A 14,835-nucleotide genomic window follows, 5' to 3' on the forward strand; every position below is an offset into this window, starting at 1 on the left:
CCCTGGTCAGGCTTCGGCCGGCTCTTCGGCCGGGTGTTCGGACGGATTCCGGCGGATGCCGATCCACGACACCGCCCCGCCGATCGCGAAGAGCGCGGCCGTGGCGAACGCGGCGCTGTGGAAGCCGTCCAGGTCGAGCGCGCCCCCGACGATCGTGGACAGCAGCGCGACCACGAGCAGCCCGGCCACACGCGAGACCGCGTTGTTGACGGCTGAGGCGATGCCGCTGCGCTCCTCGTCGATGGCACCGAGGATCGCGGCGGTGAGCGGAGCGACGGTCAGCGACAGCCCGAGGCCCAGCACGAGCATGGCTGGCAGCACCTGCCACCAGTAGTCGAACTCGGCGTCCACGGTCAGCAGCAGCAGTGCGCCGAGCGCCATCAGCAGCGGACCGAACGTCATGAACGGCCGGGGACCGAACCGTCCCGCCCAGGCCCCCGCGCGCGAAGACAGCATGATCATCAGCACCGTGATCGGCAGGCTCGCCAGCCCCGCTGCGGTGGCGCTGAGGCCGGGGCCCTGCTGCAGGTAGACCCCGATGACGAAGCCGTTCAGTGACAGCGCCGCGTAGACGAACAGCGTGGCGAGGTTCCCCCAGCCGAAGTTGCGCACGCGGAACAGCGCCAGCGGCATGAGCGCGGCATCCGATCCCCGCTGGCGCAGCAGGAAGACGACCAGCAGCGCGATGCCGGCCGCGCCGGGCATCCAGATCGCGGGCGCACCCCATCCCAGCCGCTCCTGCTCGATCAGCGCGAACACCAGTGCCCCCAGCCCGATCGCGCAGATGATGCCGCTGGCCCAGTCGACGCGGACGCTGCGGTGCCGGTCGGGCAGGCGCAGCCGGCCGAGGAGGATCAGATTCGCGGTGATGGGAAGCACGTTGATCAGGAACACGAACCGCCACGAGATCAGATCGACGAACAGACCGCCCATGAGCGGGCCGACCAGCTGCGCGCCGGTCGTGAACGCCGTCCACACCCCGATCGCGCGCGACTGCAGCTCGCCCCGCATCGTCGCGGTGATCATCGCCAGTGAGCTGGGCACGAGCAGTGCGCCGGCGGCGCCCTGCGCCGCGCGGGCGATGATCAGGATCAGCGGGTCCGGCGCGGCGGCGACGGCGACGGATGCCGCACCGAACGCGATCAGGCCGATCCGCATCACGGTCACGCGGCCGTACGCGTCCGAGACGGAGCCGGCGAGCAGGATCAGCGCGCTGAGCGTGATCAGATAGGCATCCACCACCCACTGCTGCGTCACGATGCCGCCGCCCAGCTCGCGGCTGATCGCGGGAAGCGCGACGGTGACGACGGTCCCGTCGAGGAAGGTCACGAAAGAGGCGAGGATCGCCGCGACGACGACCCGTCGCTGCAACGCGGTGAACGGCGGCACAGCCCGACCCTACAGCGCTCGGCGGGCGCCGGGGGCGACCGGGCGCCGCCTCCTCACGTGCGGGCGCGGGCGGCGAGGTCCAGGAAGGCGCGCATCACCGGGGTCATGCGCTCGCGCCGCCGGATCAGCGCCCATCGCACCGGCTCGGCATCGTGGATCGGCAGGTAGGTCACGCCCGGCCACGAGTAGTACCGTCTGCCCTCGTCGGGCACCGTGGAGACCACGTCGCCGGAGGCGACCACGGCGAGGATCTCGGGGTACGTGGCGACCTCGTGCCGCCGCGGAACCGGGCGACCGGATGGCGTGCGCAACGGCGCGACCGCGCTGAGCCACGACTCCGGCGCGGTGGTGGCCGTGGCGGGCAGAGCCCAGTCGGCGAGGTCCTCGAGCGACACCGAGCTGCGGGAGGCCAGCGGATGCTGGTCGGAGACCAGCAGCCTGAGCGGCTCCTCACGCAGCACGCATCCCACGGCGAGGTCGGGTTCCGCGATGGGCAGCCAGGCCGTCACCAGATCGACCTCGTGCCGGCGCAGGCCGCCGAACGGATCGCTGAAGAACACCTCGCGGAACCGCAGCTCGCTGAACGGATGCGCCGAGCGGTACGCCTCCAGGATCGGGTCGAGCTCCACGCGCTGCGCGCCCATGGTCCCGATGGTCAGGATGTCCGCCGAGTGCCCGGCCAGGTCTCTCGCATCGGAGATGGAGCGGCGGATGCCGTCGTACGCCGGCCGCAGGCCCGCCCGCAGCAGCTCACCGACGGGTGTCAGCTCGACCTTGCGGCTGGTGCGGCGGAACAGCGGCGCTCCGATCTCGATCTCCTGCGAGCGGATCGCCTGGCTGACGCGCGACACCGACACATGAAGACGCTCGGCGGTGCGTCCGAAGTGCAGCTCCTCGGCCAGGGTGAGGAACAGCTCGATGTCGCGCAGCTCCACGGCGTCCTCTCGATCGTCGGTGACTGAGCGTATCAAGAAGGGGCGCGCACGTGCTCTGTTCAGCGCGCGGACCTGGGCGTAGCGTGGCGTCAGGCGGACGGTATGCCCGCCCGACGGCAGAGGAGAGGTGCGGCGAGATGGACTCGATGATGATGGACATGATGTCCGACGAGATGAAGATGCCCGGCATGGAGATGATGGACATGGCTGCCATGCAGGCCTGCATGGACGCCTGCTCGGCCTGCGAGCAGGCGTGCACGGTCTGTTCGACGCAGCTGATGGACTGCGCACCGGCGTGCATGAACTGCGCCGACATGTGCGGCACCATGATGCGCTCGATGATGCGGATGCAGGGGATGACCCCGGCCGTGATGATGTCGATGCTCGACGCCTGCATCGCCATGTGCCAGTACTGCATGGAGGAGTGCATGGCGCACGCCGAGCACAGTGACGTGTGCCGGATGTGCGCTCAGGCGTGCAGGGCCTGCATGGACGCGTGCACCACGATGCGGGATTCGATGATGAAGATGGCGAGCTGACCGGCGTCCACGTGGGTTCCTGAGCCCGTCGAGGGGCTCCTGAGCCTGTCGAAGGGCTAGAGCGCGACGTTGTACTGCGTGGTGCCGATCGCGAGCACGGCGTAGTCGCGATGCAGCGCCACGGGTGATCCGGCGGCGGCCTCCAACGCAGCTCCGCCCGCGTTCCAGACCGTGATGATCTCGCCGTCCAGCGTGCGCAGCGTGAGCTCGCCGGTGCCGGCATCCGCCGAGTCGACCAGGGCATCCACCCAGCCGCGCGGCGTCGCCGAGGCGAGACGCGCCTGGATCAGGTGCAGGGCGTGACCCGGCGCGAACGACGAGCACGCGTACCCGTGGCCGCACATGCACGCCGCACGCTCACGCACCTGGACGGGCGAAAGACGGGTCTGCGGGCTGGTCACGGCGGTCTCCTCAGGATCGGATGCTCCGAGGCTACGACCGCATGCCGCGCAGGTCGATCGGCGCCGACACGCGCCGACACACTCCGGCCGAGTGGACCTCAGCCGATCGAGTAGATCAGGGCGATGCAGGGCCCCAGCACGATCAGCCACGCAGCCGCGGCGATGATGAGCACGCCGGTGGCCCAGGGGCGGGTGACGCGGAAGAACATCCCGACGACCGACGCCACGGCGAGGAGGATGAACGGTGTCAGCCCGGCGAAGAGCCCGAACTGCGCGGCGATGGCGAACAGCAGCACCAGGCAGACCACATGCGCTACGACGCCGATCGCGACGCCCAGACCCAGGCGGGCGCCGAAGCTCAGCCCTTTGCGCGCGGGGAAGCCCGGATGCTGCTGCCAGCCCGGTGCGGGATGGCTTCCGGGATACGGCTGGCCTTGGCTGGGGTAGGGCTGCCCCTGGCCGGGGTAGGGCTGGCTCTGGCCCGGCTGCTGCCAACCAGGCTGCGGCTGGCCGGGCGCCGCTGCGTACGGGTTCGCGTACGGGTTCACCGGCGGATCCGCCGGCTGCGGAGCAGGCGCTCCGGTCGGCTCGCTCGGGTCCACGGGGTCATCAGGCGTGCTGCTCATCTCGCACACTCCTCTCGGTCACCGCGCCGCCGTCGGCGCGGAAGCGTCCGGTTCTCAGCATCCAGACCATCCTGCCCGCCAGCAGCGGGATCGTCACCAGCAGGAACAGCTGCGGACGGGTGAGCCCCATCCACGCCACCTCGTTGCCGCGCACGAACTCGACAGCGAAGCGGAACACGGCGTACGCCGCGATGTACAGCGTGAGCGTCTCGCCGGCCGCGATCGGGCGGTGCCGCAGCCAGAACCACAGCACGGCGAACGCCGCCAGGTGGAAGACGATCTCGTAGGCGAAGCTGGGATGCAGGGGCACGCCCGCCGGCGAGCCGGTGCGGGCCGCGGCATCCGCATCCAGCACGACTCCCCACGACGCGCCGGTCGGCGTGCCCGGCTGCTCGGTGAGCAGGCATCCGATCCGCCCGATCGCCATCGCGAGCGCCACCGCCGGGGCGAACAGGTCGCCGCTGCGGGCCGGGTAACGGCAGATCAGCTTGGCGATGTGCACGCCCAGCCACGCGCCGACCAGCGCCGACAGCATCGAGGCGTTGCCGCGCGTGAACTGCTCGAGCAGGCTGAGGTTCTGCGAGGGATCCAGATGCTGCGCCCACGTTCCCAGCCGCGACAGCACGGCCGCGCCGATCAGCGCGCCCAGCACCAGGTAGGCGATGCGATGGTCGGTCACGCCGCGACGGCGCTTCTCGATCAGGAAGACGCCCCCGGCGGCCAGCAGTCCCAGCGCGACGAACGTCGAGTGGGTGTCCAGTGGCGGAAGCCACGGGAGCAGGTCGCTCAGCGTCGGGAACACGTCAGCCGCCCAGCATCCGCATCCAGAGCATCACCCAGAACGGGATGCCGACGGCGGCGGCCACGGCGATCACCGTCAGATACGCGAGCACCACGCGGGTGTCGCCGAGCTTGCAGCGCGAGCGCAGCAGGCCGCCGCGCCGCGCCTTCGCGTAGCCGGCGATCGCGATCAGGGTGAAAGCGAGCACTGCGATGGGCCCCAGGATGCACGAGATCAGCGCGATCGTGGTGAACACGCACAGCCGCAGCGGATCGAACGACGGGGCCGGATCGCCGACCGAGGCGTCGTACTGGTTGAGCGGTGGTGTGGCCATCTCGTCTCCCGTCGCTCGCTCAATGACCGGGGGAGAGGACCGGCAGTCGAGTGCGCGCGCCGGTCTCGCGCACCTCGGTCGTCGTCGATTCCGGTCGGCCCAGCGCCGTGGAGATGCGGGTGCGGCTCAGCGGCGCCCACGCCTGCAGAGCGCAGAACGGTGCGCACTGATGCGCGTTCGTCTGCTCGTTCACGGTCGCCACGTGCACGCAGCACTGCGTCAGCCGCTCCTCGATCATGGTGTTGATGTCCATGAACGGCTTGACCGTGATGCGCAGCACCCGGTCGGCCAGCATCGCCCGCATCCGCTTGTGCTGACCCGGCAGCTTCGACGCGGCGAGCGTCGCCAGCGTGCCGACGCCCAGATCGCAGTTCACGCAGATGTCGCGCCAGATGTCGCCCATCGAGGGATGCGACAGCGACGACTGCTCGCTGAGCAGATCCAGCAGCGAGTTCTTCACCACCTCGCGGATCGCCTTGTTCATGTTCGAGTCGGCGATGCGATTGGCGATCAGGTCGGGGTTGAGGTCGAGGAACTCCTTCAGCCGCTCGTGCCCGATCAGCCCCACCAGCGACTTCCAGTCGCCGGAGTCGTCCTTCAGGAAGTAGCCCACCGAGCAGCAGTGCGGGTGGCTGCAGGGCAGCGCGGTCAGATCGCGCCAGGTGATCTCGTCGTCGGTCTGCGGGCCGATCCGGGCGAGCACCCCGGTGTGCGTGAGGCGCTCGTTCGGGTCGATCCCCGAGTTGCGGCCCGATCCGAACACCGGCTGGATCGTCACGCCGCCCACGTACGGCGTCGCCTGCGCTCGCCGGATGACGTTGCCGATCTCGTGGTCGTTCACGCCGAGTGCGGCGGTCATGGTCAGGGTGGTGAAGACCCCGGCATCCGACAGCCGCTCCAGCGCGCGCTCCTTGAACCGGCGGATGTCGGCGCCGCGGTGGAACGCGACCGACGACGCCTCCTCGCCGTCGTACTGCAGGTAGATCTCGACGCGCTCGCGGTGCTTGCTCAGGAAGGCGACGAACTCGTCGTCGTTGGCGATGCGCAGCCCGTTCGAGTTCAGCAGGATGCGCACGATGGGACGGGCCACGAGATGCTCGATCAGCTGCTCCAGCCACGGGTACAGCGTCGGCTCGCCGCCGGAGAGCATCAGCACGTCGATGCGGTCGTTCTCGCGGGCCAGCTTGGCGTCGACGGAGGCGAGCACCTCGGCCAGCGGTGCGACGGCGGATGCCGCGGGGCTCGACTCCGCGAAGCAGGTGGGGCAGCGCAGGTTGCAGTGGTCGGTGATGTCCTCCAGCAGGATGCAGGTGTGCTGGGTCTGCATCTCGGGCAGGCCGTCCTCGTACGCCTGCGGCACCGGCTTGAAGTTGCCCGCCGTGTCGGGCGTGTGCACCTTCGTCGGCGCGGTCCACTGCTCCAGATACCGCAGGATCTCGGCGCTCTCGTCGTACATCGTCGAGATGAGGCCGTGCTCGGGGCATCCGCGCTCCAGCCACACCGTGCCGTCGCGGTCGGCGAGCCAGCCCGACAGGCGGCGCACCTCGCTGAGCGGCTGGTCCGGCTGCTCCTCATGGCAGCGCGGACAGAACGCATTCACATACCGGTGGATGCGGTAGTCGCGCAGCGGCATCCCTGCGCCCGGCCTCGTCGCCATGGAGTCCCCCTCTTTGCGTCCAGAGTAGCGGGAGCGCAGGCGGCGTACACTTGCTGACGTGCTGTTCGCATGTTCTGTATCAGCAGAGGGCGCCTTCGTGGCGCGAGAGGTGATCGTCGGCGCGTCACGCGCCGACGGCAGAGGCTGAGAGCGATCCGGCGGCGGAACTCCCGTCACCGGAGAAGCGTCGTACCCGGCATCCGAGCCCCACTCTCATCTCCCGCCGACACCGGCGGTCCTGAACCAGAAAGCACTTCCTCATGCGTCCCATCGACGAGCGCGCCATCCGCGCCTCCTTCCGCAACGCCTCCCGCAAGGAGGTCTCCTCCCTGAACCTGCCGCCCGACTTCGACGAGATCGACTTCGAGAAGCTCGACTATCTCGGCTGGTTCGACCCGAAGATGCCCAAGCGGGCATATGTCATCGCCGAGATCGACGACGGCAACGTCGGCATCCTGCTGCAGCGCACCGAGCAGCGCACGGTGCGCCGGGCGCAGTGCGCGTGGTGCGACGACGTCACGCTCCGCAATGACGTGCAGTTCTTCTCGGCCCGCAAGGCAGGGGCTGCCGGCCGCAACGGCGACACGATCGGCACGCTGATCTGCGCGAACTTCGGCTGCTCCGCCAACGTGCGCAAGCTGCCGCCGCTGGCCTACGAGGGCTACGACCGCGAACTCGCGCGTGACCTGCGGATGCTGCGTCTGCGCGAGCACGTGGCATCCTTCGTGGGCGAACTCGGCTGACGACCCGGGCGGGGCCGGGGCGGCTCAGCCGACCGCGGCGCGTACGTGCGCCATCGCGTCGGACGCCAGCGCCATGGACAGGCGCTCGAACGTCTGCACACTGCGGGCGCCCGGCCAGTCGTCCGGCAGCAGCGCGGCCGGCAGACCCGGATCGACGTACGGCAGCACGCGCCAGCTGTCCAGCAGCCGCACATAGGCGGCGAACGGCGCGGAGAGGTCGAGCGCATCGACCGATGCCAGAAATCGTTCGTGCTCGGCGCGCAGCGCCGCCAGGTCCCACCATGTCTCCGCCGCTTCGGCGAGCGGCACGGCGGGCCTGGGGTCGGAGGTGCGGAACAGGGTGGCGAAGCGGCGTGCGCCGAGCTCGTCGAGCAGTTCCTCCACCTCGGCATCGAGGTGGCCGGGCAGGATCCACAGCCCCGCTGACACCGCGCCCGCGCCCAGGAACTGCAGCCGGCGCCGCAGCTGGTGGCGCAGGTCGCGCCGGGTCTCGGGGATGGTCGCCGACACCAGCATCCATTCCTCTCCCGCCCGCATCGTGCGCACGGCGAAGATGCGGCGGTCGCCGCGCTCCAGCATCGGCACGGCGGCGGGATTGAGCGCCAGCGCGCCACCGGCCCCCGGCAGCAGCAGCCCGTGCTTCTTCAGCCGCGTGATCGCCGTGCGCGCTCGTGCCGCGGGGATGCCGAGATCCTCGGCCAGCCCCACCAGTGCGCTGGAGCTGATCGTGCCTCCGACCGGGCGCAGATACAGTCCGATCACGGTCCGCAGCAGCGACATGGTGCTGCCCGGCCGCGCCTCGACATCGTCGAGTACCGGACCGCCTTCGTCGAGACCCCTCCTGTTCGTCGAAACCCCTCCAGATTTGCGCAATTCAGGAGGGGTCTCGGCAGCAGAGAGGGGTTTCGGCGGGAGGTTCGCGGGGGCGGGGGCGGTCATGTCAGGGCGTCGCGCACCGCGACGATGCCGCGCAGAGTCTCCTGGTGAGAGGTGCTGAGCGGCGACAGGCCCAGACGGATGCCGTCGGGGAAGCGGAAGTCGGGGATGACGCCGTCGCCCCACAGCTTCTTCGTGACCTCCTGGAACGAGTCGTGCCCGATCGTGATGTGGCCGCCGCGATGCGCGGCATCCCGGGTCGACAGCAGCCGCACGCCCAGCGGCGCGAGCAGTTCGTCGTACGCGCGCACGGCGAAATCTGTCAGGGACACCGACTTGGCGCGCACGGCCGTGATCCCCTCCGCGGCGATCAGGTCGAGCATCCCCTGCATGGCCAGCATCGACATCACCGGCGGGGTGCCGCTGAGCAGCTGACGGATGCCGCCGACCGGGGCGTACTCCGGACCCATCGCGAAGATGTCCGCCGCACCCCACCAGCCGTGGATCGGCTGCGTGAGCGTGCCCTGATGCTCGGTGCGCAGATATGCGAACGCGGGGGAGCCAGGGCCCCCGTTCAGATACTTGTAGGTGCAGCCGACGGCCAGGTCGACACCCCACGCGTCCAGCTGCATCGGCACCACGCCCACCGAGTGGCACAGATCCCACAGCATCAGCGCGCCCGCGTCGTGCACCACCGACGTGATCGCCGGCATGTCCGCCAGCGCTCCCGACCGGTAGTCCACATGGCTGAGCACCACCAGCGCCGTGCGCTCGGACACCACCGCGGCGACATCCGCCACGGCGACGCCTGCCACGGCATCCGGCTCGATCCAGCGCAGCGTCGCGCCGGTCTCCTGCGCGACACCGGCGGCGATGAACCGGTCGGTGGGGAAGTTGCCCGCCTCGATCACGATCTCGTCGCGCCCCGGCTGCCCGGCGACGGCCGCGCGCATGAGCTTGTACAGCAGCACGCTGGTGGAGTCCGCCACCACCGTCTGGCCGGCCGCGGCGCCGAGCGCGACCTCGGCGATGCGATCGCCCAGCTGCATCGGCAGCTGCATCCACTGCTCGTCCCAGGAGCGGATCAGCCGGGTTCCCCAGTCCTCGCGGATGAACGCGGACACCTTCTCGGGCAGGTCGCGCAGCGGCCGGCCGAGGGAGTTCCCGTCCAGGTACGCGGTCACGCCGGGGGCGTCGGCGAACGCGGCCAGGTGGTGCGCCAGCGGGTCGGCGTCGTCGAGTCGGCGTGCCTCGCTGAGCAGGTCGGGCGAGCTGATGCCGGCGATGCGGCGGTGCTCGTCGTCGATCGACTCGGTGGCGGTGGCTTCGGTCATGTCATGGCTCCAGGTGGGTGAGCGGGCGGGCGTCGGCGGGGTCGCCGCCGGGCAGGAAGAGGTCGTCGTCGCCGGTGGGTGTGAGCGCGTGCAGCAGTCGGATGCCGTCGATCCCGGCCTCGCGCAGGGCGTCGACCTCCGCGGGGTTCAGATCGACCGGCGTCGGGCCGTTGCCCATGTCGGTGCCGTACAGCACCGTGCCGCCCGCATCGGCGAAGCGGCGCACATTGTCGATCGCGATGCCGCGGTGCTGCCGGTCGTGGATCGCGAGCGTCGAGATCCATTCGGCGGATGCCGCCTGCTCGACGATCTCGTCATCGGCGAGGCGCTCCGTGAACGGGGCGTGCGCCAGGCGGTTCGCGCCCAGGCGCACGGCACGCTGCGCCTGGCCGGGGCCCTCCGCGTGTGCCACGACGGGCAGGCCACGGGATCTCGCGGCTGCCACGGTGGCGCGGAAGCTGTCATCGTCCAGGACCGGACCCGCGTCGCTGTGCGCGACGACCTTGATGCAGGATGCCCCGAGGGCGGCGAGCGCTGCCACGGCGGCGGTCGCGGCGGCAGCATCCGGGATCTCCCGCACCGAGCCGGCCGGCGCCCAGGAACGGTCCGACGGATAGCCGCCGGGCGCCGTCAGGAACGCCCCCGCGTACTCGACGGCCACCGTTCGCAACTCCGGAGAAACTCCGGCTTCCGGACCAGAATCCGCGCAGGAGCGCCGAAGATCACGCAGATCTCCGGAGTTGTGAATCTCTAGCTCGCGCAGCACCGAGGGATTCCCGCCGAGATCCACCACTCGACCGAGCCGGGAATCCGCGAGCAGCGTGTGGTCGACCAGCTGCAGGTGCACGTGATGGTCGGTGAAGCGGCCCGTGACGACACCGTCGTCGACCCGACGGAAGGCGGTCATTCCCGGCCGATCTCCGTGCGCACGCTGTACAGCTCGGGGAAGAACGTCAGCGACAGTGCGCGCTGCAGGAAGTCCACGCCCGTGGAGCCGCCGGTGCCCCGCTTCATGCCGATCGTGCGGGTGACGGTGCGCAGGTGGCGGAAGCGCCAGAACTGGAAGTTGTCCTCCACATCGACCAGCTCCTCGCAGGCCTCGTACAGGTCCCAATGCTCGTGCGGGTGCTCGTAGATCTCCCGGATCGCCTGCACCAGCTCCTCGTTCTCGCGGTACGGCTGGCGCACGTCGCGCTCGAGCACCTCGGCCGGGATCGGCAGGCCGCGGCGTGCGGCAAGGCGCAGGAACTCGTCGTACAGCGTCGGTCGCTCCCACTCGCGCGTCAGCATCGCGAGGTTCTCGGGATGGTCGCGGAACACGCTGAGCATCCGCTCGTTCTTGTTGCCGAGCGCGAACTCCACGCACCGGTACTGCACCGACTGGAAGCCGGACGAGCTGCCCAGATCGCCGCGGAACTCCGCGTACTCGGTGGGCGTGAGGGTCGCCAGCACCGACCATTGGCGGGTCAGGACGTCCTGGATGTGCTTGATGCGTGCGACGTGCTTGAGCGCGGAGCGCAGATCGTCCTCGGCCAGGCGGTCGCGGGCGGTGCCGAGCTCATGGATGATCAGCTTGAGCCAGAGTTCGGTGGTCTGGTGCTGGATGATGAACAGCAGCTCGTCGTGGTGCTCGGGCTGCGAGACCGGATGCTGGGCGTCCAGCAGCTTGTCGAGCTCGAGGTACGAGCCGTACGTCATCCGGTCCTTCAGGTCGGTGACGATGCCGTCCTCGAGTGCGCGCTCGTTCGCTTCAATGCCCATGCCGGGACGATATCACCAACATGTCGGGCGTCACAATGATGAAATCAGGCCAGGATCTCCGCGGTCGTCTGCAGTGCGAGCTGCGGTGGGTACAGCCCCATCACGTGCAGTGCCGCGGCGTGGTTCTCGGTGGTCGAGCCGGCGCATGCGTCGGTGGCGACGGTGATCCTGGCACCGGCATCCGCACCCGCCAGTGCTGTCGAGACCACGCAGCAGTCGGTCGAGACCCCGCTCAGCACGACCTGTGCGCCACGTCCGACGATCGCCTCCAACTCCGGCCCCCACTTGCCGAACGTGGGCAGATCCAGCGTCGGATGCGGGGAGAGGCCCACCGCGTCCGGAACCAGATCGTAGAGGGGATCGGATGCCGGCCTGTCGGCGAACGGCCATGCCCGGAAGTACTCGCCCCACGACGTCGAGCGGTCGGCGGTGGGCATCCAGCGCGTGACGAGCACGCGCTCGCCGTGCGCGTCGGCGAGCCGCCGGATGTTCGTCATCGCGTGTGCGAAGAACGGCGAGCCCCACTCCGAGTCGGGGGAGGCGAAGATGTTCTGCGGGTCGATGACGACCAGCCAGCTCTCCCGGGGCCCTGAGCCGGTCGAAGGGCTCATCCCTGCTCCTGACGGCGGATCTTGGCCGCCCGGGCGAACCAGGTGACCAGGAACGACAGCACCAGTGCGAAGAACACTCCGAGGTTCGCGTACGCCCAGTCGCCGTCCTTGCCGCCGATGATGCCGAGCAGGTAGCCCTGCCAGTTGTTCCACGGTGCCGCGTCTGCGAAGTTGTTCACCACGAAGCCCCAGCCGATCACCGAGGCGACCACCATCGTGACGATGGAGGTCCAGTCCCATGCCCCGTACCGGCCCCTCGGATCGAAGAGTGCGGCCTCGTCGTAGTCGCGCCGGCGGCGCAGGATGTCGGCGATCAGGATGCCGGCCCAGGATGCCAGGGGCACGCCGAGCGTGATCAGGAACGACTGGAACGGGCCGAGGAAGCCGGTGTCGCCGAACACCACCAGGATGGTGACGATCGTGAGGATGACGCCGTCGATCCCGGCGGCGGCGGGGCGGGGGATGCGGATGCCCAGGCTCAGCAGCGTGAGGCCCGAGGAGTAGATGCCGAGCACGGCGCCGGAGACCAGGGCGAGCACGGCCGTGATCAGGAACGGCACCAGCACCCAGATCGGCAGCAGGGTGGCCAGGGCGCCGATCGGGTCATCCTGCACCGCGATGAAGAGCGCATCGTCGGAGCCGGCCAGCAGCAACCCGAAGATCACCAGGATGACCGGCGCGACCGCGCCGCCGAACGTGTTCCAGAAGATGATGGCGCCGTCCGACGCCGTGCGCTTCTGGTAGCGCGACCAGTCCGCGGCGATGTTGATCCAGCCGAGCCCGAACCCGGTCATCACCATCACCAGGGCTCCGATCACCTGGCCGATGCTGCCGTCCGGCCGGGAGAGCGCGGCGGCGAAGTCGATGTGCGGGATCGCGAGTGCGATGTACAGCACCGTCACCAGGCCGGTGACCCAGGTGAGCACCGACTGCAGCTTCATGATGGTGTGGTAGCCGAGCACCGAGGCGCCGACGATCAGCGCCGCGACGATCACGATGGCGATGATCTTGAGCGCCACGCTGTCGCCGTCGCCGCCGAGCTGCGTGATCACGGTCGCCGTGGCCAGCACCGCCATGATCGCGAGGAAGGTCTCCCAGCCGATCGAGGTGAGCCACGAGACGATTCCCGGCACCTTCTGCCCGTGCACGCCGAAGGCGGAGCGGGAGAGCACCATGGTCGGCGTGGAGCCGCGCTTGCCGGCGATGGCGATCAGCCCGCACAGGAAGAACGACACGACGACGCCGATGACCGTGACGACGGTGGCCTGCCAGAACGAGATGCCGAAGCCCAGCACGAACGAGCCGTAGCTCATGCCGAACACCGACACGTTGGCCGCGAACCACGGCCAGAACAGGTCGCGCGGCTTGGCGGTGCGCTCGGACTCGGGGATGATCTCGATGCCGGTGCGCTCGATCAGCGCGGGACCTGCGGCTTCGATGCTCGCGGACATGGGTGCCTCCGGGATGTTCTGGATGTGATCATCCTGGCATCCGGTCCCGCGCCGCGCGAGCGCGACCCGCGAACGCCCGCGCGAGCGCTCAGCCTGCGAAGAAGGCGCGCGCGACGCGCGAGAGCTCGTGCAGGTCGCTGACGCCGGCCAGCTCGCGCGCGGAGTGCATCGACAGGATCGGGATGCCGATGTCCACGGTGCGGATGCCCAGGCGTGTCGCCGTGATCGGTCCGATGGTCGACCCGCAGGGCACCGCGTTGTTGGACACGAACTCCTGATGGCCGACGCCGGCTCGCTCGCACCAGTCCGCCCACGCGGCTGCGCCGACGGCGTCGGTCGCATAGCGCTGGTTGGCGTTGATCTTCAGAATCGGCCCCGAGCCGAGCAGCGGCTGCACGACCGGGTCGTGCTTGTGCGCGAAGTTGGGGTGCACGGAGTGCCCGACGTCGCTGGACAGGTGCCAGGATGCCGCGAATGCGCGGCGCCGGTCCTCGGCATCCGCTCCCAGCGACGCGTACAGCCGCGCCAGCACGTCCTCGAGGAACGGACCGGCGGCGCCCGACCGCGACCCCGAGCCCAGTTCCTCGTGATCGAACGCGGCGAGCATCGGAATCCGCTTCGCAGAGCTCAGCGGGCCATCTGCGGCCGCGGCTGCCTCGATCAGCGCCACCACGCCGGCGTGCACCGACGCGAGGTCGTCGAGCCGTCCCGAGGCGAAGAACGCGTCGTCCTTGCCGAAGACCGTGCCGCGAGCTGCATCGGCCACCACGACGTCGAAGCCCCGGATGTCGGCGGCGTCGACGTCGGCGGCCGAGGCGAGCTCGCCGAGGATGTCGGCGGATGCCGCATCGCCGACGCCCCACACCGGCTGGGTGCCGGTCTGCTTGTCGAGGGAGAGACTCTCGTTCGCCGTGCGGTCGAGGTGGATGGCCAGCTGCGGCAGACGCAGCAGGGGACCGGTGGCGGCGAGTGCCACGCGGCCGTCGGCCAGGGCGAGCCGGCCCGCCAGCCGCAGTTCGCGGTCGAGCCAGGAGGTCAGCAGCGGGCCGCCGTACACCTCGACGGCCGCCTGCAGCCAGCCGTGCGATCCGGTGGTGGGCCTGGGCTTGAGCTTGAAGCCGGGCGAGTCGGTGTGCGCGCCCAGTACGTGCACGGGTGTGGTGGAGGCGGCATCCGCCGGGACCGCCCAGCCGATCACGGCGCCGTCGCGCACCACGACGTATCGTCCGCCGGGCTGCGCGGGCCACTCCTCGGTCTCCTCGAGCCGGGTGAAGCCGGCCGCCTCCAGACGCCGGGCGACCTCTTCGGCGGCGTGATAGCTCGACGGAGCGGCGGCGACGAAGTCGGCGAGATCGGAGGCGTGGGCGAGGGCGGCTGCGCTGACAGTCATGCCTTCG

At 70.1% G+C, this 14,835-nt stretch carries 16 protein-coding genes; 2 read left to right on the plus strand and 14 right to left on the minus strand.

Going from position 1 to position 14,835, the window contains the following annotated elements; translation table 11 throughout:
• Positions 1-6: 6 nt before the first annotated feature.
• Positions 7-1,389 carry an MFS transporter gene (locus Q9R19_RS11600; RefSeq protein ID WP_311256563.1) on the minus strand — a complete coding sequence of 461 codons (1,383 nt, stop codon included), beginning with the start codon at positions 1,387-1,389 and terminating at the stop codon, positions 7-9.
• Between the two features lie 53 nt (positions 1,390-1,442).
• Positions 1,443-2,324 (minus strand): LysR substrate-binding domain-containing protein, encoded by an 882-nt coding sequence (locus Q9R19_RS11605; RefSeq protein WP_311256564.1) that lies wholly within the window; start codon positions 2,322-2,324, stop codon positions 1,443-1,445.
• A 179-nt stretch (positions 2,325-2,503) separates the two neighbouring features.
• Between Q9R19_RS11605 and Q9R19_RS11610 the strand changes: the two genes are divergently transcribed.
• Positions 2,504-2,863 carry a four-helix bundle copper-binding protein gene (locus Q9R19_RS11610; protein ID WP_311256565.1) on the plus strand — a complete coding sequence of 120 codons (360 nt, stop codon included), beginning with the start codon at positions 2,504-2,506 and terminating at the stop codon, positions 2,861-2,863.
• 56 nt (positions 2,864-2,919) lie between these two features.
• Here Q9R19_RS11610 and Q9R19_RS11615 read toward each other — a convergent pair whose 3' ends face one another.
• The 5 genes from Q9R19_RS11615 to Q9R19_RS11635 all read right to left on the minus strand — a co-directional run bounded on the left by Q9R19_RS11615 (position 2,920) and on the right by Q9R19_RS11635 (position 6,662).
• The gene (locus Q9R19_RS11615) at positions 2,920-3,264 is read right to left on the minus strand and encodes a hypothetical protein (protein ID WP_311256566.1); all 345 of its coding nucleotides are present in this window, start codon (positions 3,262-3,264) and stop codon (positions 2,920-2,922) included.
• A gap of 98 nt (positions 3,265-3,362) precedes the next feature.
• A complete protein-coding gene (locus Q9R19_RS11620) occupies positions 3,363-3,890 on the minus strand; it encodes a hypothetical protein (RefSeq protein ID WP_311256567.1) in 528 nt (175 codons plus the stop codon).
• Positions 3,874-4,692, minus strand: a complete 819-nt coding sequence (locus Q9R19_RS11625; protein ID WP_311256568.1) for a prolipoprotein diacylglyceryl transferase family protein — start codon at positions 4,690-4,692, stop codon at positions 3,874-3,876. The genes Q9R19_RS11620 and Q9R19_RS11625 overlap by 17 nt, the downstream gene beginning before the upstream one ends.
• 1 nt (position 4,693) lies before the next feature.
• Entirely contained in the window at positions 4,694-5,005 is a 312-nt protein-coding gene (locus Q9R19_RS11630) for a hypothetical protein (RefSeq protein ID WP_311256569.1), read from the minus strand.
• A 19-nt stretch (positions 5,006-5,024) separates the two neighbouring features.
• Positions 5,025-6,662, minus strand: coding sequence for a radical SAM protein (locus tag Q9R19_RS11635; protein WP_311256570.1), 1,638 nt, complete (start codon positions 6,660-6,662; stop codon positions 5,025-5,027).
• 260 nt (positions 6,663-6,922) lie between these two features.
• Here Q9R19_RS11635 and Q9R19_RS11640 point away from each other — a divergent pair, with 260 nt between their 5' ends.
• Complete coding sequence (locus Q9R19_RS11640) at positions 6,923-7,405, plus strand: FBP domain-containing protein (protein WP_311256571.1); 483 nt, start codon at positions 6,923-6,925, stop codon at positions 7,403-7,405.
• A 24-nt stretch (positions 7,406-7,429) separates the two neighbouring features.
• Here Q9R19_RS11640 and Q9R19_RS11645 read toward each other — a convergent pair whose 3' ends face one another.
• From Q9R19_RS11645 to Q9R19_RS11675, 7 genes are all read right to left on the minus strand, one after another.
• Positions 7,430-8,185: a PaaX family transcriptional regulator C-terminal domain-containing protein gene (locus Q9R19_RS11645; protein WP_311256572.1), complete on the minus strand. Its 756-nt coding sequence runs from the start codon at positions 8,183-8,185 to the stop codon at positions 7,430-7,432.
• A gap of 155 nt (positions 8,186-8,340) precedes the next feature.
• A complete protein-coding gene (locus Q9R19_RS11650) occupies positions 8,341-9,615 on the minus strand; it encodes an aminotransferase class V-fold PLP-dependent enzyme (RefSeq protein WP_311256573.1) in 1,275 nt (424 codons plus the stop codon).
• Between the two features lies 1 nt (position 9,616).
• Positions 9,617-10,522, minus strand: a complete 906-nt coding sequence (locus Q9R19_RS11655; protein WP_311256574.1) for a hydrolase — start codon at positions 10,520-10,522, stop codon at positions 9,617-9,619.
• On the minus strand, positions 10,519-11,376 hold the full coding sequence (locus tag Q9R19_RS11660; RefSeq protein ID WP_311256575.1) for a tryptophan 2,3-dioxygenase family protein: 858 nt from the start codon (positions 11,374-11,376) through the stop codon (positions 10,519-10,521). The genes Q9R19_RS11655 and Q9R19_RS11660 overlap by 4 nt, the downstream gene beginning before the upstream one ends.
• Before the next feature lie 44 nt (positions 11,377-11,420).
• The gene (locus Q9R19_RS11665; protein WP_311256576.1) at positions 11,421-11,987 is read right to left on the minus strand and encodes a cysteine hydrolase; all 567 of its coding nucleotides are present in this window, start codon (positions 11,985-11,987) and stop codon (positions 11,421-11,423) included.
• Positions 11,984-13,438 carry a cytosine permease gene (locus tag Q9R19_RS11670; RefSeq protein ID WP_311256577.1) on the minus strand — a complete coding sequence of 485 codons (1,455 nt, stop codon included), beginning with the start codon at positions 13,436-13,438 and terminating at the stop codon, positions 11,984-11,986. Before Q9R19_RS11670 ends, Q9R19_RS11665 begins: the two co-directional genes overlap by 4 nt.
• Before the next feature lie 88 nt (positions 13,439-13,526).
• The gene (locus Q9R19_RS11675; protein WP_311256578.1) at positions 13,527-14,828 is read right to left on the minus strand and encodes a M18 family aminopeptidase; all 1,302 of its coding nucleotides are present in this window, start codon (positions 14,826-14,828) and stop codon (positions 13,527-13,529) included.
• Between the last annotated feature and the right edge of the window lie 7 nt (positions 14,829-14,835).

The sequence above is a fragment of the Microbacterium sp. ARD32 genome, from assembly GCF_031844385.1.
In the GTDB taxonomy this organism is placed as follows: Bacteria; Actinomycetota; Actinomycetes; order Actinomycetales; family Microbacteriaceae; genus Microbacterium.

Excerpts from the sequence above, each read along its gene's own strand:
- Q9R19_RS11610 (WP_311256565.1), top strand. The coding sequence starts at position 2,504 with ATGCCCGGCATGGAGATGATGGACATGGCTGCCATGCAGGCCTGCATG.
- Q9R19_RS11620 (WP_311256567.1), bottom strand. The coding sequence starts at position 3,890 with ATGAGCAGCACGCCTGATGACCCCGTGGACCCGAGCGAGCCGACCGGA.
- Q9R19_RS11630 (WP_311256569.1), bottom strand. The coding sequence starts at position 5,005 with ATGGCCACACCACCGCTCAACCAGTACGACGCCTCGGTCGGCGATCCG.
- Q9R19_RS11635 (WP_311256570.1), bottom strand. The coding sequence starts at position 6,662 with ATGGCGACGAGGCCGGGCGCAGGGATGCCGCTGCGCGACTACCGCATC.
- Q9R19_RS11640 (WP_311256571.1), top strand. The coding sequence starts at position 6,923 with ATGCGTCCCATCGACGAGCGCGCCATCCGCGCCTCCTTCCGCAACGCC.
- Q9R19_RS11645 (WP_311256572.1), bottom strand. The coding sequence starts at position 8,185 with ATGTCGCTGCTGCGGACCGTGATCGGACTGTATCTGCGCCCGGTCGGA.
- Q9R19_RS11650 (WP_311256573.1), bottom strand. The coding sequence starts at position 9,615 with ATGACCGAAGCCACCGCCACCGAGTCGATCGACGACGAGCACCGCCGC.
- Q9R19_RS11655 (WP_311256574.1), bottom strand. The coding sequence starts at position 10,522 with ATGACCGCCTTCCGTCGGGTCGACGACGGTGTCGTCACGGGCCGCTTC.
- Q9R19_RS11660 (WP_311256575.1), bottom strand. The coding sequence starts at position 11,376 with ATGGGCATTGAAGCGAACGAGCGCGCACTCGAGGACGGCATCGTCACC.
- Q9R19_RS11665 (WP_311256576.1), bottom strand. The coding sequence starts at position 11,987 with ATGAGCCCTTCGACCGGCTCAGGGCCCCGGGAGAGCTGGCTGGTCGTC.
- Q9R19_RS11670 (WP_311256577.1), bottom strand. The coding sequence starts at position 13,438 with ATGTCCGCGAGCATCGAAGCCGCAGGTCCCGCGCTGATCGAGCGCACC.
- Q9R19_RS11675 (WP_311256578.1), bottom strand. The coding sequence starts at position 14,828 with ATGACTGTCAGCGCAGCCGCCCTCGCCCACGCCTCCGATCTCGCCGAC.